The 21428-nt window shown below is 61.3% G+C and carries 14 protein-coding genes and 1 riboswitch; of the genes, 8 read left to right on the top strand and 6 right to left on the bottom strand.

Annotated features, from left to right (window positions below):
* Window positions 1-188 precede the first annotated feature (188 nt).
* Window positions 189-369, top strand: a riboswitch (TPP riboswitch).
* Complete coding sequence (locus HMPREF2710_RS06540; RefSeq protein ID WP_246824541.1) at window positions 361-2103, top strand: bifunctional hydroxymethylpyrimidine kinase/phosphomethylpyrimidine kinase; 1743 nt, start codon at window positions 361-363, stop codon at window positions 2101-2103. Its footprint overlaps the riboswitch before it by 9 nt.
* Before the next feature lie 451 nt (window positions 2104-2554).
* Here the strand turns inward: HMPREF2710_RS06540 and HMPREF2710_RS06535 are convergent, their stop codons facing one another.
* From HMPREF2710_RS06535 to HMPREF2710_RS06520, 4 genes are all read right to left on the bottom strand, one after another.
* On the bottom strand, window positions 2555-3409 hold the full coding sequence (locus tag HMPREF2710_RS06535; protein ID WP_049341324.1) for a YoaK family protein: 855 nt from the start codon (window positions 3407-3409) through the stop codon (window positions 2555-2557).
* Between the two features lie 114 nt (window positions 3410-3523).
* Window positions 3524-4297: a slipin family protein gene (locus tag HMPREF2710_RS06530; protein ID WP_005506196.1), complete on the bottom strand. Its 774-nt coding sequence runs from the start codon at window positions 4295-4297 to the stop codon at window positions 3524-3526.
* A 287-nt stretch (window positions 4298-4584) separates the two neighbouring features.
* Window positions 4585-5427: a transposase gene (locus HMPREF2710_RS06525; protein WP_049341322.1), complete on the bottom strand. Its 843-nt coding sequence runs from the start codon at window positions 5425-5427 to the stop codon at window positions 4585-4587.
* Between the two features lie 2 nt (window positions 5428-5429).
* On the bottom strand, window positions 5430-7847 hold the full coding sequence (locus tag HMPREF2710_RS06520) for a nitric-oxide reductase large subunit (protein ID WP_005506188.1): 2418 nt from the start codon (window positions 7845-7847) through the stop codon (window positions 5430-5432).
* Between the two features lie 629 nt (window positions 7848-8476).
* Between HMPREF2710_RS06520 and HMPREF2710_RS06515 the strand changes: the two genes are divergently transcribed.
* The 7 genes from HMPREF2710_RS06515 (at window position 8477) to HMPREF2710_RS06485 (ending at window position 18948) form a co-directional block, all read left to right on the top strand.
* Window positions 8477-9157, top strand: a complete 681-nt coding sequence (locus HMPREF2710_RS06515) for a lysophospholipid acyltransferase family protein (RefSeq protein ID WP_070600209.1) — start codon at window positions 8477-8479, stop codon at window positions 9155-9157.
* Between the two features lie 163 nt (window positions 9158-9320).
* Window positions 9321-11261, top strand: a complete 1941-nt coding sequence (uvrC, locus tag HMPREF2710_RS06510) for an excinuclease ABC subunit UvrC (RefSeq protein WP_005506184.1) — start codon at window positions 9321-9323, stop codon at window positions 11259-11261.
* Window positions 11262-11458: 197 nt separating this feature from the next.
* Window positions 11459-12664, top strand: coding sequence for a methionine adenosyltransferase (gene metK / locus HMPREF2710_RS06505; RefSeq protein ID WP_049353130.1), 1206 nt, complete (start codon window positions 11459-11461; stop codon window positions 12662-12664).
* A 33-nt stretch (window positions 12665-12697) separates the two neighbouring features.
* Window positions 12698-15106 carry a primosomal protein N' family DNA-binding protein gene (locus HMPREF2710_RS06500; protein WP_070600207.1) on the top strand — a complete coding sequence of 803 codons (2409 nt, stop codon included), beginning with the start codon at window positions 12698-12700 and terminating at the stop codon, window positions 15104-15106.
* A gap of 317 nt (window positions 15107-15423) precedes the next feature.
* Window positions 15424-17850, top strand: a complete 2427-nt coding sequence (locus HMPREF2710_RS06495; protein ID WP_246824540.1) for a lipase family protein — start codon at window positions 15424-15426, stop codon at window positions 17848-17850.
* A 231-nt stretch (window positions 17851-18081) separates the two neighbouring features.
* Window positions 18082-18333 (top strand): hypothetical protein, encoded by a 252-nt coding sequence (locus tag HMPREF2710_RS06490; protein ID WP_049327135.1) that lies wholly within the window; start codon window positions 18082-18084, stop codon window positions 18331-18333.
* A gap of 363 nt (window positions 18334-18696) precedes the next feature.
* Entirely contained in the window at window positions 18697-18948 is a 252-nt protein-coding gene (locus HMPREF2710_RS06485) for a DNA mismatch repair protein (protein WP_070600205.1), read from the top strand.
* A gap of 243 nt (window positions 18949-19191) precedes the next feature.
* On the opposite strand, the gene HMPREF2710_RS06480 is transcribed toward HMPREF2710_RS06485, so the two are convergent.
* Window positions 19192-20319 carry a glycosyltransferase family 4 protein gene (locus HMPREF2710_RS06480; protein ID WP_005506156.1) on the bottom strand — a complete coding sequence of 376 codons (1128 nt, stop codon included), beginning with the start codon at window positions 20317-20319 and terminating at the stop codon, window positions 19192-19194.
* A 9-nt stretch (window positions 20320-20328) separates the two neighbouring features.
* Window positions 20329-21384 carry an alpha/beta fold hydrolase gene (locus tag HMPREF2710_RS06475; RefSeq protein WP_070600203.1) on the bottom strand — a complete coding sequence of 352 codons (1056 nt, stop codon included), beginning with the start codon at window positions 21382-21384 and terminating at the stop codon, window positions 20329-20331.
* Window positions 21385-21428: the final 44 nt, after the last annotated feature.

Below are 21428 nucleotides of genomic sequence, written 5' to 3'. Positions count from 1 at the left end.
TACCGTCTAAAGCGGTGCCGGGCATTGCCTTTTAACGGGCGAGTTCTGGGGGGGGGTGCTGAAGCCTGCGCTGGAAAACCTGAGCCGGAATGGTGGTGCAGTACCGCAATGCTCAAACGAAAATTTCGGAGAGATTCACTTGTCACCCGCAAAACTTTCAGCTACTGAGAATCGTTGTGATAACCTGGCAGAGCGATATGGGGTGCCTTGAGACGCCCGCGACCCGCTGACCCGCCCAACACCCGCCCAACGAAGGGCATACGGCACAGGGGGCGCACGAAACGGCGTAAGAAAACTCAAGGCTGAGAGAATCACCCATTGAACCTGCTCTAGTTCGAACTAGCGAAGGGATTATCGATAATGGCAGAGCAGCCTACCGCGCCCTCGTGCGCACCCACCACCCCCACCAACCCTGTACCCGGCGCGAGCGCCTCCGGAAACCCCCGGGCATCTCAGACAGCTCGCGTGCCGAGGGTCCTCTCGATTGCGGGAACCGACCCCTCCGGCGGTGCGGGCATTCAGGCGGACCTCAAATCCATTACCGCATCCGGCGGTTACGGCATGTGCGTGACCACCTCGCTGGTCGCTCAGAACACCTGTGGGGTTCGTGAAGTATTCACCCCGCCCCTGGAGTTTTTGACCGCTCAGCTTGCCGCCGTTTTTGATGACGTCACGGTGGATGCCGTGAAAATCGGCATGCTCGGCGACGCGGACACGATCCGTACCGTCCGCACCTGGCTGAGCGAGCACCCCGTGCCCGTGGTTGTGCTCGACCCGGTCATGATTGCCTCCAGCGGTGACCGCCTGCTACAGGCGGAAGCGGAGCAGGCGCTTCGCGACCTCGTGCCGCTCGTGAATGTGATCACCCCGAACATTCCGGAGCTCGCCGTGCTCTGTGAGAAGGAGCCCGCCCAGACTTTCGATGAGGCGCACGAGCAGGCGGCGAACCTTGCGGCGGCGACCGGAACCACCGTGATTGTGAAGGGCGGCCACCTGTGCGGTCAGGACGCCGGTAACACCGCGGTCTTCCCGGACGGCACCTGCGCGCACGTACACACCCCGCGCCTGGACAGCCGTAATACGCACGGCACCGGATGCTCCCTGTCCTCTTCGCTGGCAACCCGCCTGGGCGTGGAACTGCTCCAGCACACTGAAGCCGCAGAACACACCGCAGAGCAGAGCGTTCTGACCAGCGAAGACACCCACCGCGCCCTGCAGTGGAGCACCCGCTGGCTCCACGAATCCATTGCCGCAGGTGCCGGGCTGCAGGTCGGCTCCGGTGAGGGCCACGGTCCGGTGGACCACGCCGCCCGTGCCCGCCGCCTGGAGGCTGCCGCCTCCGCGTACCCGTGGCATCACCTGCTCGCCACCACCGACTCTGAGGGCAATACTCTGGACGGCACCAGCCCGGAGCGTCTGCTGCCGGTCAGCCCCGTGCCCGCCGGTGAAGCTGTCGTAAAGCCCGCCGGTCCCTGGACCGCCGCCCTCTGGGCAGCCGGTGGCGAAACCTGGCACCAGATCCTGGACCTGCCCTTCGTGCGTGCCCTCGGTGACGGCACCCTCGACGAGGACCTGTTCGCCTTCTACCTGGACCAGGACGCCCTCTACCTGCGTGATTATTCGCGTGCGCTCGCGACCCTCTCGGCGCGTGCTGACATCGCTGAGGCGCAGGTGCACTGGGCCGCCGGCGCGCACGAGGCGATTGCCGCCGAATCGCAGCTGCACGAGGGCTGGCTGGCGAACCGTGCGCGTCTGGGTGGGCCCTCACCGATTACGATGGGGTACACGAATTTCCTGCGTGCCACCGCTGCCGGTGATGATTACGTGGTCGGTGCCGCGGCGATCCTGCCCTGCTACTGGCTGTACGAAGAGGTGGGCGCTGTGCTCTCCTCACAGAATCATGCGGACCACCCGTACGCGGAGTGGCTGAGCATGTATGGTGGCGAAGAGTTCGCCGCGGAGGTGGCGCGTAGCCTCGCGGAGGTGGAGCGTGCGTTTGAGGCGGCTTCACCGGCTCAGCGTGTGCGTGCGGCGCGGGCGTACCTGTCGGCGTGCGTGTACGAGCATGAGTTCTTTGACCAGGCGCACCGAGCATTGCGTTAGAAGACTAGCTCTGCGCTAGCTGACGGGCGCTGCGCTAGATGACTAGCTCTGCGCTAGCTGGCGGGCATTGCGTGAGGGGGTGCACCGCAGCCAGCTCGCAGGTGCTTTAGGTGCCGGTTTTTAGGCTGAATACCGTCCCGGCATGGCGTGAGATAGGTGATTGATGCTTCACTCAAGCTACCGCTGGTTCGGGGGTTGTGCCGGTTATGCTTAAGGCGTCGGTGAAAACCGTTAGCGGTAGGATTCCGGCCCTCACCCAACTGGCTGATGTACCTGCCGCGCCCGCACCTCTACGGCGTGTAACCGACCAGTTTGGCCCGTCGCAACCACCTCATCCAACCCCCGCGGCGGGCCAAACGCCTTCCTTCTAGCTTTCGCGAAGAATGTTCGGCATAGAAATATCCCGTGCAGATACTCTCATCTGCACGGGATATTTCTATATGTCTCACCGTTACGAATCAGCCGCCGCTTCGTTCTCCGCATCTTCATTTTTCTCGGCCCGGAACCCCACCCAGAACGCTCCAGCTGCCAAACACCCGACAAACCACAGAGAGATACTACCTACCAGCTGATCTAGGAGAGCCATCGCAATCACACCGGCGACAAATCCCCCGACCACCAGGGAGTAATCTAAAGCCGTCATCAGAGCACGTCTGCGGGTGCGGCGTCCTTCGTCCTCAGACAGGGCGGGGGAGGTATCCGCTGACGGGTGACGACCCTCAACACGCTTCCCAGCAGCACGCTCCCTCCGGGTGCTGCAAGCATTAGCTATAGCACGGGTATAGAGGGCGCCGGCCGTGTACCAGGCGCTTAACATTTTGCGCCAATTTCCGCTGGTCATAAACAGGGAAAAGGGGTTCTCACCAATACGGGTGTCTGCAAGTGCATGAATGAGCAGGCCAATAGTGAACGCTAACGCCCCCACCTGAACCCCGTGCTCGCTCACCCGGTGAATCAGAGGAGTCACAAAACAGACGAGGAGGAAGGGCACCAGAGTAAAAATACGCCAGTGTTTCAGGTGTGCCCTCTGCCCCAAAAGATCGTGCAGAAGATGACCGCCCAGGTACCCCAGGCTAAAGAAAATCACTGAGAGCCAACGCAGGTGAATAGCGTGCTGCGAACTGTGACTCATATCAGCAATGAGAAGGATAAAATTACCGGTCTGCGTGGCAACCAAAGCTTTGTAATGAATATGAGAGAAAACATCTACCGCTCCACCCAGGGATGCTAAGAGAAGCGCCATAATCCGCCCGTAGCGGCGCGGAGTTGGAATCCTGGAAAGAAAAAGTGCAAAGCGGGCAGTCATCGTGGTCCTTGGTGGTGAAAAAAGATCTGGGCGTGCAAAAACCTCGAGCACCTATGGTACTCGAGGTTTTTGTGACAGGCACGTAGGTGCCTCAGAAGATGCAAGGTCTACAGTCTACTTGCTCTCGCCCTTGAGTGCACCCACGAGCGGACCAATCACGTCCATGGGCAGCGGGAAGACCACGGTCGAGTTCTGGTCGGCACCCAGCTCCAGCAGGGTCTGCAGGTAACGCAGCTGCAGGGAAGCGGGGGACTGGCTCAGAATGTCGGATGCTTCCTTCAGCTCGCTGGAGGCCTCCAGCTCACCGCGTGCCGAAATGATCTTTGCGCGGCGCTCACGCTCAGCCTCAGCCTCGCGAGCCATGGCGCGCTGCATCGCCTCGGGAATCTCAACGTCCTTAATTTCGACGAGCTCCACCTGAATACCCCACGGCTCGGTGCGCGAACCGATGATGGAACGCAGGTCCTCGTTCAGGTCCTCGCGGTGTGCGAGCAGGGTGTCCAAGTCAACGCGGCCGAGCAGGGAACGCAGGGTGGTCTGCGCGATCTGGCTGGTGGCAATCGGGTAGTTCTCAACCTCAAGCACCGCGTTCTTGGCGTTGGTCACGCGGAAGAGGACCACGGCGTTCACGCGGGCGGGAACGTTGTCCTTGGTGATGACTTCCTGCGGGGGAATGGTCAGGGTGATAACACGCATATCAACGCGCTGCAGGGAGTCAACGAGGGGGAAGACGACGTTCAGGCCGGGCTTCAGCTCCGAACGCAGGTGGCCGAAGCGGAAAGAGATGCCACGCTCGTATTCGGGGATGACGCGGAACATACGAATCAGAATAAAAAGAACAATGACGGCAACTGGGATGAGGATAGTTGCCAAAGTGACGGGATCCATGGTTTTCCTTCACAAATATTGGGAGAGGACGGTATGTGTGCCCACCTGCCCGCGCCTCGTACGGTGCAGGTAGTAGGGGGTGCCCGGTAACCGGGCTGCGTGTGGGGGAGTTTAGGGAGGGGAATTTTCCGTCCCGGCGTACATCGCGGCGGTCGGTGCTTTAGCGGCACCCCGCATGGAAAACTCAAAAGAGGAACAAAAGAGAATTCCACACGGGGTAGCCGCCGAAGCTAACAGACGGGACCAGCCAGCCGGTCAGCCGCCGGAACGGAAAAACTTGTGCAGCGCTACTTCTTCGCCATCTGCTCTGCCAGCTTTTCAGCAGCCTCAACCTCAGCCAGGTTCTGCTCCTGCAGGACCTCGTTCGTGGTCTTGTGCAGTCGCTTAACCGAGGTGCCGGTGCCGCTCCATGCGGGGCGGTCCGGGTCGAGGGCAGAGGTACGAACCGGCAGGGTTGCCTCCGCAATCATCTGCTTGCGGGTCTGCTCGGTACGGCGCTTACGCTCATTCGATACGCCACCCCACTTCGCCGCGAAACGGTCCATCTTCACGTTCACCGATTCGTCAGCGGTGGATGCGTGAATATGCTTCGGATCGTTCTCGAAGTTCGCGGGGGAACGCATGAGCTTCACAGCCAGCGGGTAGGTCAGCGACAGGCAGACCACCGCGGCGGCACCCTCCACCAGAAGCTCCAGCGGGGAGTGCCAGACGATGGCAGCACCAATCAGGATGACCACACCCAGCAGCGAGACAGCAACCGCCAGCCCGCGGTGGAAACGACCCGACTCGGAGTAGGGCCATTCATCCACTTCACGGGTGAGCTCGCGGCCGTTCGCCGAGACGGTGCAGCTGTCCTTAATCGGGCAGGTGTTGCACACGCTGGGCTTGGCGCGGTAACGCATCACTCGGTTATCAGAGTCGAATGCGGTCGCCCACAGCCACTGGTCTTCGGGGCAGAGCCACGCGTCGCTCTCTTGGTGGTAGGTGAACCCGAAGGTTCGCGCCGCCACCATGCGCTGGCTGGTGCGCTTGGCGAGAATATCGAAGCCCCAACCCACGGCGACCAGACCGAGCGCGTACACGCAGGCCAGCCACACGAGGAAAGAAACTCCAGCAATCTGCTCAGGCATGGTTAGCCTCGACGATCGCTACGGTAGGGGCTGGTCTGCTCGGGCAGCTCCTCGGCAGCCTTAGCGCCGGCGAACTCTGCGATGCGAGCGTCCTCAACCACCTCGTACAGCGGCGGTTCGGGCAGCTCCAGGACGGTTTCCTTAGCGTTCTTGGAGAAGATCTCCTTGATACCCAGCAGCGCCAGCTTAATCAGCGGGATAATGCCGACCAGGAAGATGACGTCACCGGGCATACGCATCCAACCCATCACGGCGGAAGCACCGTCGTGAATGAACGCGAAGGAACGAGCCTCGTAGTAGCCTTCACCCACGGACTTGTACAGCTGAGCAATACCCAGCGGCAGCAGCGAGATGAAGGACATCCACAGCAGACCAATGTTCAGGGTCCAGAAGGAGAACTTCAGACCCTTCTCAGGCCACTTGTCCTCAGGGATCAGGTAGCGCAGACCAAACACCGCGAACGCGATTGCGAGCATACCGTACACACCCATCATGGATGCGTGTGCGTGGTTTGCGGTCAGCGCGGTACCAATCTCGAAGTAGGACACGATCGGCAGGTTAATCAGGAAGCCGAACACACCTGCGCCGAGGAAGTTCCAGAAGCCCACAGCAATCAGGAACATAACAGCCCAACGGTGCGGGAAAGGCTTGGTGCGGTTGGAGTACTGGCGAGCACCCAGCTGCATGAAGCCCCACGCCTCAACGGTCAGGAAGGTCAGCGGGATAACCTCAGCAGCCGAGAAGAACGCACCGAATGCCATCTGCTCGGAGGGGGTACCGACGAAGTAGGTGTGGTGCAGAGTACCGATCACACCACCGACGGAGTAGAGCACGGCGTCCATCATGATGATGGAGATTGCGATGCGCTCGCGGACCACACCGAGCAGCACGAAGATGTACGCCACCATGACGGTGGTGAACAGTTCGAGGAAGTCCTCCACCCAGAGGTGAACCACCCAGAATCGCCAGAATTCGGCGACGGTCACGTGAGTACGCTGACCTGCGAGCAGGCCGACCGCGTAGAACATGGGGATGGCGAGGCCGGAGAAGAGGAACAGCCACGGCAGGGAGGTCTTCTTCGAGCCCTTCAGGCGAGCGGAGAGGGTACGCCAGACGATGACAATCCAGATGAACATACCCGCGGTGAGCAGGATCTGGAAGAATCGCGGCAGGTCCAGGAACTCCCACTGCTGCGAGAAGAAGCCGGTGAATTCCTTGGGGATGAGGCCCTTCTGAGAGAACCATTCGTTCAGCAGCGAGCCGAGGACCACGAAGACCACGGCGCCGATGAGAACATAGGTGAGCAGACCCTGCTTCTTGGGTTCGCGGCGGGTAATCAGCGGGGCGATGAAGATACCGCCCGCCAGGAACGCGCCTGCGGTCCAGAAGAGGGAGAGCTGAAGGTGCCAGGTTCGGGATACCGTGTAGGGCAGCAACTGGCCCATGTCGATACCGAAGAATCCGGTGAGTTCTTCACGGTAGTGCTCGGTGAGCGCACCCACCAGAGCCTGCAGCAGGAACAGCACCAGGATCGTTGCGAAGAGCAGGCAGGCTGCCTTCTGCGAGGGGGTCAGGCGAACTTCGTCAGGCTGACGGAAGTCGAGGACGGGTGCCTCTTCCGCGTGCCAGCCGATAGCGCGGGACCAGCGGCCGTAGATAGCGAACATCAGACCGGTACCACCGATGAGGGCAATCAGGGAGAGTGCCGACCAGACCATCAAATCCGCGGTGGGCTTGTTGTCCACGTTGGGTTCGGAGGGCCAGTTGTTGGTGTAGGAGTAGGGCTGGTCGGGGCGGTCTGCCGCCGATGCCCATGCGGTCCAGCCGAAGAATGCGACGATGTCGTGCAGTTCTTCGTCGTTCTTAATGGCGTTGGGGAACAGGCCCTGCGAGGTGTCACCCTTCATGAGGGTTTCGCGGTAGTGCTTGAGCATGAGCTGGTAGCCCTTGGTCTCACCAGCGGACCAGGTGATGGTCTTAGTCTGCTCGTCGTACTTGTTCTCCTTGCGCCACTCGTTCTTGACGAGTTCGCGGGGGTCCTGCTTGCCCTGTTCACGGTACTCCTTGACGGCAGCATCGGTGGTCAGGCGCAGGTATTCTGCAGTGTAGTCGGGGCCGAGGTAGGCACCGTGGCCGAGGACGGATCCGTACTGCTGCAGGCCGCGTCCTTGGAACAGTTCCTGACCGTGCAGAATCTGTTCTTGGGTTGCGATAGTTTTGCCGTCGTTGCCGACGATTTTATCGGGGAGCGGCATGGAGAGTGCGTAGGTGCGCATTGCAAGGACTGCCATGATGGTGAAGCCCAGGAGCATCACAAACGCAACAGCCTGTACCCAGCCTTTTCCGGCATAGGCACCGACCGTGTCTGAGCGGCGGGCAATCTTTGCTGCCTGCGCACGCGAGACGGGTTTTGTAGCCATAGTGTATGTCTCCAGTGTGCGTGGAATTTGTAGGTGGAGTGGTCCCGACGCACATCCGCTGGAGGGGCGGCTCACTATGTTCAGGGTGAATCGTCCTTGAGGGAGGTGCGACAGCCCACCCTGCTCTCATTTTTGCATATTAAATGCGCATTTACGAAACTTTGCTGACGTAGCGTCATAATGTGACACGGCTATTTGGCGGGGAAGTCGGCAATCATAAGGCGGAAAACCTGAAATATTACATTGAGGTTGAACCCTTAGCTTCCGTGCCACTTCCCCGCCTGTAACGGGGGAGGAGGCGCCGGGGCGGAAGTCGTGCAGGTTCCCTCTATCGGAGGTTCTACTCGGCTCTTACTTGAGCTCCTGCCGGGGCTCTCGCAGGAACTTGGGCGGGAGGCGCATCCCAGCATGTGGAAGGGGAGCGCGGCACCCCTCACGTGCCTACACTCGGGTGTGGAATAATAAAACCCGACGCTACTAAACACAGTACAAATTTTTTGCGGCACAGGTTATTGCAGTACAGATTTTGTGCTCTTTGGCGGCGTATATTCAGAAGGGGCCACTCACCCCGCATCCACGGCGGACCGCCGCCACAGCCCGCAATCTATCGGCACCTCAGGAGAGTTCACGTGCTTCTCTACAAATCCACCCAGAAAGCAGTCACCGGAATCCTGCGCACCGTCTTCCGTGCCCGCGTGACCGGACTCGAAAACTTCCCCGCTACCGGCCCGGTGATTGTCGCCTCCAACCACCTGTCCTTCTTGGACTCCATCATTATTTCTGCCATGATGCCGCGCCGCGTGGCGTTCCTCGCGAAGGCTGAGTACGTGAACACCCCCGGCCCGCGCGGCAAGATGATGAAGGCATTCTTCGAAGCCGTGGACATCATTCCCGTGAACCGCTCCGACCGTTCCGAATCGCTCAAGGCACTCGATATTGCCCTGGAGAAGCTGCAGGAGGATAAGGTCTTCGGCATTTACCCCGAGGGCACCCGCTCCCGCGACGGCTACCTGTACCGCGGCAAGATTGGTGTGGCGTGGCTGGCGCACATGACCGGCGCGCCCGTGGTTCCGGTCGGCCTGATCGGTACCGACCGCCTGCAGAAGCCCGGTTCGAACATGATTTACCCGCGCCGCTTCACGATTCGTGTGGGCAAGCCGCTTTACTTTGAGAAGACCGGTGAGAAGATGACCGGCAAGCAGCGCCGCGTCACCACCGACAAGATCATGGACGAGATTGCTCAGCTGTCCGGTCAGGCGCGAAAGCACGAATACAACGTTTCGCCCTCAGCCGCACGTGACGCAGGCTAGGGCACTCGCCGCCTATACCGCGTAGACTTAAACCGCGCATTCACGCACCGACCCCCGCGCTTTGGGGGAGATGGGTGCAGGATGCGCGGTTTGTCGTATGCGTGAGCCTGGGATGTCCCCGGTAGCCCAGTAGAAAGCCCAGTAGAGCGAGGAGAAAGTACCCATGGCAGAGCCTTCCAGCTACCGCCCCGCCCCCGGCGAAATCCCCACCGACCCGGGCGTTTACCGTTTCCGCGATGCAGACGGCCGCGTCATCTACGTGGGCAAGGCGAAGAACCTGCGCAACCGCCTCAACAGCTATTTTGCGTCCCCGCAGACGCTGAGCCCGAAGACCTACGCAATGGTGCATACGGCGGCGAGCGTGGAGTGGACCGTGGTGGCGAGCGAAATGGAGTCGCTGCAGCTCGAATACACCTGGATTAAGGAGTTTTCGCCGCGCTTCAACATTGCGTTCCGCGACGATAAGTCGTACCCGTACCTGGCGATTACCGTCAATGACGTGTACCCGCGCGCGATGGTCACCCGCGGCGAGCGCCGTAAGGGCGTGCGCTATTTTGGCCCGTATTCGCAGGCGTGGGCGATTCGTGAAACCCTGGATGCGCTGCTGCGCGTGTTCCCGGTGCGTACCTGCACGAATGGCGTGTTTAACCGCGCGAAGAATAGCGGCCGGCCCTGTCTGCTTGGTTATATCGATAAGTGTGCGGCGCCGTGCGTGGGCAAGATTAGCGCCGAGGAGCATCGCGAGTTGGCGCGCGGGCTGACCCGGTTTATGGGTGGTGGCGCTGAGAAGCATATCGCCCAGTTGACCGCGGAAATGAAAGCCGCCGCCGCTGATATGGACTTTGAGCGCGCCGCGATTCTTCGCGACGATATTGCCGCCCTGACTAAGGCGTTTGAGCGTAACGCCGTGGTGCTCGGCGCGACCGTGGATGCCGACCTGTTCGCCTACGCTGAGGACGACCTGGAGGCGTCCGTTCAGGTGTTCTTCGTGCGCGGCGGCAGGATCCGCGGCCAGCGCGGCTGGATCGTAGAGAAGGTCAACGACAGCACCGACGCGCAGCTCATTGAGCAGCTCATCGCGCAGGTGTACAGCGATATTGCGGCGAGCCTCGCCTCCCAGAAGGATGCCGAGAAGAGCCTGAATAGCTACGATATTCCGCGTTCCGTGCTCGTGCCGGTGGAGCCCGAGAATAAGGAGCAGCTGGCGTCCTGGCTGGCGGAGGTGCGCGGCGGCCCCGTGGAGATTAGCGTCCCGCAGCGCGGCGACAAGGCAGAGCTCATGAAGACGGTTGCCGAGAATGCGCGCCAGTCGCTGACCCTGCACAAGAGCCGCCGTGCCGGCGATTTGACCACCCGTAGCGCATCCCTCGTGGAGCTGCAGGAGGCGCTGGAACTACCCGACCCGCTGCTGCGCATCGAGTGCTACGACATTTCGCATGTGCAGGGCACGAACGTGGTCGCGTCCATGGTCGTCTTTGAGGACGGCATGCCCGCGAAGAACGCCTACCGCACCTACAGCATTACCGGCGACGCGGCGCGTGACGATACCGCCAGTATGTACGACGTCATTACGCGCCGCTTCAAGAGGCACCTGGCGCAGCAGGCGGAACGCGAAGCCGCGCCCGTGCACTCCGGCGAGATTGACGCCTCCACGCCCGAGCCTGCGAAGTTTGCCTACCCGCCGAACCTGGTGCTCGTGGACGGCGGTCCGCCGCAGGTGGCTGCCGCATCCGCCGCGCTGAGCGACCTGGGCATTACGGACGTGTACGTTGCCGGCATCGCTAAGCGCCTGGAGGAACTGTGGCTACCGGACGACGACTACCCGGTCGTGCTGCCGCGCACCTCGCAGGCACTGTACCTGGTGCAGCGCATCCGCGATGAGGCGCACCGTTTCGCCATTACTTTTCACCGTTCCAAGCGTGGTAAGGCGATGGTTGCCTCCGCCCTGGATGAGGTGCCCGGTCTGGGCGAGGTGAAGCGTTCCGCGCTGATTAAGCACTTCGGGTCGGTGGCTCAGATTAAGCAGGCGAGCGCCGAGGAGCTGACGGCGGTGCCGGGTATTGGTCCGGCGTTGGCTCAGAAGATTCTGGCGGCGCTGACCTAATCCTCTGGCTGGCGCTGGCCTAATCCTCTGGCGGCGCTTGCCTAAGTGCCTGCTGGCGCTGAGTGAAAGCCTGCCCGGGGTGTGAACGTAGCACCCCGCCTCGTAATGGCGCTTAACAAACGTGTCATAATTGAAGGAAACCGTCATCATTACGAGCGCGCTATCTTCGCGCGCCCTCAACCAGTAGAGTGGAAACCGTGAGTAATAACCATCTGCGCCTATTCACCAGCGAGTCGGTGACTGAAGGCCACCCCGATAAGATTTGTGACCAGATTTCTGACGCCATCCTTGACGGCATCATCGCCCAGGATCCCGCAGCGAACGTTGCTGTGGAGACCATGGTAACCACCGGGCAGGTGCATGTTGCTGGTGAGGTAACCACCTCCAGCTACGTCGAAATCCCCTCCATCGTGCGCGAGACCATTCTGGGTATCGGCTACGATTCCTCTACCCGCGGCTTCGACGGCGAGTTCTGCGGCGTGTCTGTCTCCATTGGCGAGCAGTCCCCGGACATTAACGCCGGCGTGTACGAGTCCCTCGAGGTTCGTCAGGGTATTGCTGCTGACGAGTACGACCGCCAGGGTGCGGGCGACCAGGGCATCATGTTCGGTTACGCTTCGAACGAGACGAACGTGCTGATGCCCGCCCCGATTTGGCTGGCGCACCGCCTCTCTGAGCGTCTGACCAAGGTCCGTAAGGACGGCCTGCTGACCGAGCTGCGCCCCGACGGCAAGACTCAGGTGACCCTCGGCTACGATTCGAACAACGTGCCTGTCTCCGTGGACACCGTCGTTGTCTCGAGCCAGCACACCGCAAGCTACGACCTGGCTGACCTGCGTGCAGACATTGAGAAGCACGTTATCGCGCCGGTTCTGGGCAGCGTCGAGCTGGATTCTTCCAACGCTAAGTTCATTGTGAACCCCGCTGGCCGCTTCGTTCAGGGTGGCCCCGTGGGTGACGCGGGCCTGACCGGCCGCAAGATTATTGTGGACACCTACGGCGGTTCGGCTCGTCACGGTGGTGGCGCGTTCTCCGGTAAGGACCCGTCGAAGGTGGACCGTTCCGCAGCGTACGCAATGCGTTGGGTTGCGAAGAACATTGTGGGTGCCGGTCTTGCCGACCGCGCCGAGGTTCAGGTTGCGTACGCTATCGGCCAGGCAGCGCCGGTCGGTCTGTACGTTGAAACCTTCGGCACCGAGAAGGTTGACCCGATCAAGATTGAGAAGGCTGTGCATGAGGTCTTCGACCTGCGCCCGCTGGCAATCATTAACGAACTGGATCTGCGCCGCCCGATTTACAAGAAGACCGCAGCTCACGGCCACTTCGGTCGTACCGAGCCGGAATTCACCTGGGAGCGCCTGAACCGCGTGGATGCACTGCGTTCGGCAGTGTCCTCCTCCTAATATCTGTCAGGGTAGAGGAGCACGCTGATTCGGGTGACTCAGAGCAGTTCTGAATCGAACTCTTCGGCACCGTTGGGTGCTCAGCAGGAATCCCTGCAACAGCTTGACCTGTTGCAGGGATTTCCTGCTCTTCGTGATGCCCTGATTCCGGCTGCCCCGGAGCCGGTGAACGTTGCCGCCGAGTTGGAGGCGAGCGGCGTGCCGAACCCTGTGGCGCGTGTGCGTGTGGATAGTACTCTGCCGCAGGTGGACCGCACGTTTGATTACCGCGTGCCCGCCGAGCTGAGTGAGGATGCGGTGCCCGGCGCCCGCGTGCGCGTGCTGTTCAACGGCCACGAGCTGACCGGTTACATTGAGGAGCGCGCCGCCACGACTGATTGGACGCGCACTTCGCTGCTGCCGCTCAAGTCGGTGCTGTCGCGTGTGCCTTCTGTTGCGCCCGAAATTTTTGCGCTTGCCGAGGCGCTTGCTGACCGTTACGCCTCCACGGTGGCGAACGTGCTGCGCCTGGCGGTGCCGCCGCGCATTGCCGCGCTGGATAAGAAGTACGCGCCCCTTCTGCCGGGTTATGAGTCGGATTATTTGGGTGTTTCTTCGCATGCGGGTGAGTCTGCTCCGGAGAATGTAGAACCTGAGAACGTAGCTCCCGAGCATGAAGCCTCTGAGCCCGCGGATTCTGAGCCGGCTGCCACCTCCGCGGCCTCTAGCGAAACCGACCCGTACGCCTGGCTTGCCACTCCCGGCGCGCCCGCGCCCTTCGTGCTGGATCCGCCGGCGCTGAACCCGGATGCGCCGGATGCCGCCTCCGTCTTCTCCGATTACGAGAACGGTGCGGAGTTCATTGAGGATGTCGCCGCCGGTGCCGCAACTCGCGCCGTGATGACGGTTCTTCCCGGCCACCTGGAGCACACGTGGGCGGATGTTTTGGCGACTGCTCTCGCTACGGCTGCCGCGAGTGGTCGCGGTGCTATTGCGGTGGTTCCGACCGTTAAGAACCTGGATCTTCTGGAGGCGGCGCTCGCCGAGCGTCTGCCCGCTGACTCGTTTGTGCGTTTGAGTTCTGATTCGACTCCGCATACTCGCTATCACGGGTTTGTGAAGGTGCGTTTGGGGCAGGTGCCGGTGGTGATTGGTACCCGCGCGGCGGCCTACGCGCCGGTGGCGAACCTGGGCCTGGTGGTGTGCTGGGATGACGGCGATTCTTCGCTGGTGGAGCAGCGCGCCCCGTATTGTCATGCCCGCGATGTGTTGCTTCTGCGTGCTTCTGCTGAGAATACTGCGGCGCTGTTTGCCGGGTTCAGTATGAGTAGTGAGGCGGCGCGTCTGGTGCGTACCCGTTGGGCATCTCATGTGCGTGCGCCGCGTGCGTTGGTGCGTGATTATTCGCCGCGTATTTTTTCGACGGGTTCGGAGTTTGAGTTGGCGCGTGACCCGTTGGCGGCGATGGCGCGTATTCCTCACCTGGCGTTTGAGCATGCTCGTCGGGCGTTGGCGCGTGGTCCCGTGTTGGTGCAGGTGGCGCGTAGCGGTTATATTCCGTCGTTTTCGTGTGAGCGTTGCCGCATGCCGGCGCGTTGTGGCGAGTGTAGCGGACCTTTGTCGGTGGCTTCGGGTTCGTCGGTTCCGTCGTGTTCGTGGTGCGGCCATTTGGCGCAGCAGTGGCGTTGTTCTGAGTGCGGTTTTACGCATTGGCGTTATTCGGCGGCGGGTGCGACTCGTACTGCTGAGGAGTTGGGTCGTGCGTTCCCGAATGTTCCGGTGATTTCTTCGGCGGGTGACCATGTGCGGGCGTCGGTTGGTCCTGAGCCTGCGTTGGTGGTGGCGACTCCGGGTGCTGAGCCGGTGGCTTTTGGCGGCTATGCAGCGGCGCTTCTTCTGGATGCCGATAAGATGCTTCGTTTTGATTCGTTGCGTGCTCCGGAGGCGGCGTTGCGTCGCTGGTTGAACGCGGCGGCGTTGGTCCGTCCTGCGGCTCTTGAGGGTACGGTGGTGACGACTGCTTCGCCGTCGCCGGTGGAGCAGGCACTGGTGCGTTGGGATCCTGCGTGGTTTGCTCGCCAGGAGCTGGAGGAGCGCGCTCAGACGGGTCTGCCTCCGGCGGTTCGTACGGCTGCGGTGACCGGTGCGGAGGCGGATGTTCGCGCCTTCATGGAGGAGTTCTTGGGTTCTTCTGCGCTGCCGGAGCGGGTGCGTGAGCAGCTGCGTATTGTGGGGCCGGTTCCTCTGGATCAGGGGTATTTTGCCTGGTCGGAGTCTCTTGAAGAGGATTCTGAGGAGGCGCCGGTTCAGGGCGATTGGCGTACCCTGATGTTCTTCTCGTACGGCATTGCTCAGCAGGTGACCCGTGAGTTGCGTGCTACGCGTGCAACGATTGCGGCGTTGAAGAAGAACGTGGGGGAGCGCCCGGTTCAGATTCGCTGTGACGGCCTGGATGTGCTGTGATTTTCTAGTCGTGCTGTAGTGTTCTAGTGAGGGGCGGTTTTTGCCCCGGGTTGGGCGTTGAGCACGCGGGTTTGCGGGCGCGCTGTGCGCAGAGGCGAGGAGGTGAGAGGCATGTCGAAGGTGCCTCATCTGCTGAAGGGTAGTGCGCTGCCTGATGGTGAGCAACGGCGGCTGGCTGAGTATGCTTCTGCGCATCCGAAGAGCGCCCTGCACCGTAAGGGCCAGCATCACGATGCGGCGGTCTGCTGGTTCACGGTATCGGCTACCAGAATCACGGCGAGACGCTCGCGTATTTTGGCAAGCCTGTGGCGCATAGTGTGCAGACTCTGCTGGCGCTGAACACAGATTCTGTCGCGCTCTCCGAAGAGAACTCCGCCGCGGAGGCTTCTGCGCGGGTTCGTGTTGAGGTGATTCCTGACGGTGATACCCTCCCGCCTGCCGCTGAGATGAACCCGCTGAGCCACCACAGCGAGTTGACGTATTCGTTGACGATTGAGCGCACGGAGTACCCAGCCGACCCGGTTGAGGAAAGCCCGCAGATTGAGGAGAACTCCGCGCAGGAAGAACTCGCCGAAGCCTCCGAGCCCAAAGAATCTACAAGAATCAGTCTGCCGAAAGTTGAACTTCCGAAGGTAGAGCTGCCCAAGGTAGAGCTGCCCAAAGTGGAGTTACCCAAGGTGGAACTGCCTAAAGTGGAGCTCCCTAAGATTGAGCTGCCGAAAATTGAGCTTCCCAAGGTAGAGCTCCCGAACATCGATTTCCCGAATATCGAGCTGCCGAACCTTGAGCTTCCGCACCTGCCTCAGCCGAAGCCGCGCCCGGTTCGCACGGTCACTCGCCGCAGCCTCCTTTTTCAGGAGGGCTTCTGGCGGCCCAGACATTACCGCCCGTTGAAGGAGCATTTGCCCTGGTTGGCGTCGGTTTTGCCGCTGTTTTTGATGTTCTGCTTCTACTATGAGCGCCCCGGCGCGACCTGGCGTGAGCGTGCCGGGCACCTGTTGCGTTCTACGGCGCGGTTTGTGAACGTAGCGCTGTGGCTGGTGCTGGCGGCTATGGCGCTCATGACGTTCCGCGATGCTTTTGTGGCGTCCCTGGGCACTCCACAGGGTGCATTTACGGGTCTGGCGGCGGCGCTCGGCCTGGGTATTGTGGGCTGGGTTTTGGCTCGTCGTGCCCGCGAACTGTGGGAGCTGATGAAGGCTATTTCGACTCAGCTGATTCAGACGGCGACCAGCCCGGACTCGCGCGATTTGGAGCGTATTTATGCGCGTCTGGATCGTCAGCTGGACGATTTGAGTTCCCGTAGCGACGCGGTGGGTATTATTGCCCATTCGCAGGGCGGCTATTTGAGCTATGAGCTTCTGCGTCGTCGTGCGGCGGCGGGTAAGAAGCCGATTCGTTTCTTCTACGGCCTGGGTAGTGGCGTGGTCCCGATTAGCATTATCGCTAGTGACCGCAACGACATTCCGGGGCACCTGGATGCTGCGGGCGGTTACCGTAACCGCGCCATGCTGCTGTGGGTGAGCGCGGTCGCGGCGTTCTCCTGGCTGGTGGAGGCGTCCCTGCTGTTTGGCCCGTACCGTTCGCTACTGCACTATGCGATGCTGGTACCCCTGGCGTTGAGTGTGGTGCCGCTGGTTGTGAGCGTGCCGGGTACCTTCAAGGGTAGGGCGCGTATTGGCCGCAAGAGTGCCCGGGACAGCGCCTCCGAAACTCCCTCCGCAAAGAGTCCGGCTGATGTGCGTCTGGCGGATGCGCGCCTGGTCAACCCGTACGGCACACGCGCCTACGTGAAATGGCTGATTCCGTTGCTCTTCGTGCACGGCGTTTTCATGCTGTACGCGGTGTTCATGCTGCTGCTGGCTCAGTTGCGTGTTGAGGGCGCGGTCCCTGAGCTGACCGCCGCCTCCGTGGCGTTTTGGGGCGCGCTGATTCTGGTGCTCATGATGTCGGTGCGTAGCGCCTGCCACCTGTATGTGCGCGCCTACGCGCCGATGCTGCAGGATCTTGATGTGGCTGACCGGTGCGAGATTTCCGCTCGTGGTGACAGTATTGGTAGGTCGAATATTACTCAGCCCGCCGATGTAGACGTCAGCTTTGTGACCCTGCCGGGCCCGTCGGTGAATAGTCACATGCAGTATTTTGATGCGTGCTCGCCGGTGCCGTTGATGCTTGCGCACCGTCTGGTGCCGCACATGATGCCGGCGGGTGAGCAGGCGCAGAAAGCGGCGGCTTTCACCGATATTGGTGCGGAACTGAACCGCGGTTTTGCGCGCGTGAAGAAGTGGATGCGCACCATGCATTACGGGCTGTATGCGGTGCTTCTGCTGATGCTGTCGGTGCTACTGAATGTGGCGTCGCCGGTGAGCCTGTCCGCGTTGACGGGACTTGATACGTCGCACCTACATTCGGAGGGTTTTGACCGTCTGGTGGCGGATGCTCAGCAGCTGCGTGAGCAGGCGGGTTCTTCGGATCTGCTGCTGTGGATTCTGGTCGGCATTTTTGTGGTGGAGGCGCTGCTGATGATGGTGCTTTCGCCGTGGACTCAGCGGCGTTTGCAGCGTGCGTTCATGATGCGCAAGGTGGACCGCACGGGTCAGCTGAGCGAGTTCAATCCTTTGCCGATGGTGACGGCTCTTCTGGGTCTTGACGGTGAGGATGAAGACGCTGAGGATGCAGAGGAACATAACCCCGCAGGGGAGAAAAAGCAGGAGAGTAAAGCAGGGCAGAGCGCTGTAGTTTAGGGCGCTTAGGTGGTGCCGTTGGAAGGGCACCCCAGAATTTTTATGCATTCGTGTGCACCTAAGATTTGCTGGGGTTTGGCTGATTCTAATTGGCGTAGTCTCCGTATCCACGGTAATATATTCAGCACTGCGGATACTATTTCGGCGCTTGTCGAGGTGGTATTGGCAGTATCTATCACTCAACTTCGCGCACGCTTCACAACCGTGCGCACCAACGAAAGATGAATACTGGTGACTCAGACTATGATCGCCCCCGCATACGAACCTGCATGCGGCGGGTCTGCTTCTGTACACAATTACGGCGTCATGCACCCGGACCCCGTGTTGCTTTCCGACATGACCAGCGCAGAACGAGGAGCTGTTTACCGCTACTTGGCGCGCTTCGCTGAGCTGGATGACGCAAAGATTTTCTACGCGTACGGTCACGCTTACGAGCTGGCTCGTAAGGATGCCGAGCGCGGTCTCTACGCAACTATGGCGTAGCCTGCATAATTAGCTTTGGAAATGCTGCTGCACTCTTTGTGGGTGCGGCAGCATTTCTGCTTTTCGGGCTGGCTTTCACGCTGGCTTTCGGGCAGGTTTCAGTTCGGTTGGAGACTCGGCGGTCCCATGCCGCTATGATGCCCCTGATTTCTTCCTGACAACCGGGAACGTGTCCACTATGGGGGCGTTCCCTGATGGTTCTTGAACATTGATTAGCTCTTGGGTAGTTTAGAGGTATCACAACCACTACTGCGAAGAGACTTCCGATGATCTCCGTAGGTTCTTTTCGCGGTGTTGCCTCCGGTAGCGTCTGCATTGTTGCGGCGCTGCCCTAAGAAACGCCCTAAGGAAAGGTACTCACCGATGAGTTTCACCAATATCACCTCTGATTACGAGCCCGAGTTCGGTAGTTCGGCACCGAGCCGCGACAACGGCATTACTCACCCGGACCCTGTTCTGCTGTCCTCGATGACGAAGGCTCAGCGTGGCGCGGTGTGCCGCTACCTGGCTCGATTTGCTGAGCTGGATGACGCGAAGATTTTCTACGCGTACGGTCATGCGGATGAGCTGGCTGCGAAGGAAGCGGCTCGTACCGGTAGCTTTGCTGCGGTCTAAGGATTTCTGCTTCGGTGTGATGCGGTGAGGCTGCACCTTCCGGATGCGCCCTCAGGGTGCCCGAGCTCTGCGAGGGCGGGTTCCCTGCGTCGGCGCGGAGGAAGTGTGTAGCGAACCGCCACTGTAAATGGTTGCGGCAAGCCGCATACGCTACCCGGCGCGCATGAATTGAATACGAGAATGCCGCCGCACCCTCCCGAGCTTCGGGGGAGTGCGGCGGCATTTCTTTGCCCAACGCAGGCTTTAGAGCCCGCGCACGACCTCCAGCAGCTTGAGTGCAGAGTCACGCCAGGAGTAGCGGCGCACATCCGAGAGTCCATCAATGATGACGCGCTCGCGAACGGCGGTGTCCTCCAGGGAACGAATTGCCTTCACCCAGTCGGCGGCATGCGCCTCCGGGGCACCGTCAACCGGCGCGAACACGGCGTGCGGCGCAATCTCACGGAAAATCGGGATGTCACTAATCACCGCGGGGCAACCGGCAGCCTGAGCCTCAACCACGGGCAGTCCGTAACCCTCCTCGCGGGAGGCGGTCACCAGGGCGTGCGCCTGGCGGAGCAGCTGCTGGTACTCCTCATCGCTCACGCCGTTATGCACCTCCACGTTCTCACCGATGAGGCGCTCGTCGGTGAGCTGCACCAGGCGCTGCGGCGGCATCTTCGACAGCAGATGCAGGCGGTAATCCGGCAGGGAACGCATCGCCAGCAGCAGGGTTTCTACGTTCTTGTACGGCATGAACGAACCCATGTACACCAGGTGCTTGACGGGCTGCTCTTCGCGGGTGGTAGCACGTTCCAGCGCGGTCTGGCGGGAGACGACGCTGCCGGGCTGCGGGGCGTTGGGCACCACGAACAGCGGCTTGGTGGTCAGCTCGTGCTCACGTATCAGTGAGGCGGTCGACTCAGAAACCGTCACGACCGCGTCGCCGTGATTGAGCAGGAAACGCTGCGGGGTGTAGGTCTTGTGGAAGAGTCGCCAACCCACGCGCACCGGTGCGGGCAGGAACCCCGGCGGGGTCGGGTGCGAGTAGTAGATCAGGTCGTGCAGGGTGAGAATCAGCTTGAACTTGCGTCCGGTGGAGCCGATGGTCTGCATGGGGGAGAACACCACGTCCGGCGCATACTTATTCAGCTGCAGCGAGGCGGTCGGTTCGAGCGGGCCGGTGGGCGAGCAAATCTTCACGTGCGGCAGGTCGGGCAGCATGTCCAGCTGACGCTCATCGCTAATAATCATGGTCAGGTCGAGGTCGGCGGCGGCCTCGTCACCGGTGTCGATGAGGGTTTTGAGCGCGCCCAGTAGGGAGGCGGTGTAGCGGCTGATGCCGTCGTGGAAGCCGATACGGGTGTATCGGGCGTCAACCATGAGTTTCATGTTGGTTCCTTACTTCTCGTTCCCTGAATGGCCGGCAGCGAAATCGGCGATGAGTTCCGCGGCGAGGCGAGGGGTTTCGTAGTGGATAAGGTGCCCGACTTCGGGGATCATGTCCAGGCGCTCGCGGGCGCCGGACGAGGAAGTGGACAGGTCGCGGGAGGTCAGCGTCGCGTACATGGCGCGCGCTGTTTCGGGGGTGCCCAGGTCGTCGTCTTCGGCGACGAGCATCTGCACCGGTACCCGGATGGCTGCGGCGTATTCGGCGGCGGTGTGCGTAATGGACGCCTCGTAGGCGCTGAGCACTCCGCGGCGGGAGCCGAAGGATCCGAAGTAGGCGGCGTGCTGGCCGTTGATGAAGCGGCGCATTGCCTTGTCTTTGGTGCGCATCATGACTTCGCTGGAGGCGCGGGTAATCAGCTGCGAGCGCAGGAGCGGGTAGCCAATTTTTTCGGGTAGTGCCGCGCCGGCGCGGTAGTAGAGGGAGGCGAGGCGCGAGGCGACGCGCTGGCTGCCTTCGAGGGCGGGTTCGCTAATCGGGTTGATGAACGAGAGGAGCGCGAGCGAGTTGGGGTGTGCGGCGGCGAAGGCGCTGGTGACGATGGAGCCGAAGGAGTGGCCGACCAGGTGCAGCGGTAGGGGCTGTGCATCCTCGCGGGTGGGGTTAGTGTGCTTCACAAAGTCGTTCAGCCACGCCACGTACGCGTTGATGTTGTCTGCGCCCTGAGCGTCTTTGCCCTGAGTGCCTTCGGGCAAGTCTGCAGAGCGGCCAAAGCCGGGCAGGTCGGGGCTGATGATGCTGACGTTCGGGATGAGCTTCAGCAGGTAGTTCGCGATGATTTCCAGGCCGTGGTGGTCGCCGCGGAAGCCGTGCACGAGCAGCACAGGGTAGGAGCCTTCGGGAAAGACTCCGTCGTTCATGCCTTTGCCGTACTGCCAGTAGCGGGTCATAACCGCCTGCGCGCCCTCACCAATGAGGGCGTCGTGGCGGGTGCCGGGAATGAGCGGGCCGGGCACACCCTCAAGAATCGAGGTGTTGGGGGAGTCCGGGGTTACGGTGGAGGTCATGGGTACCTTTCGCGGGTTGGGTACTGGGACGGCAAAGTCCCGTT

It is taken from the genome of Rothia sp. HMSC069D01 (assembly GCF_001810135.1).
In the GTDB taxonomy this organism is placed as follows: Bacteria; Actinomycetota; Actinomycetes; order Actinomycetales; family Micrococcaceae; genus Rothia.
The sequence above is the reverse complement of the archived record's forward strand: the minus strand, read 5'-3'. Positions and strand labels throughout refer to the sequence as shown.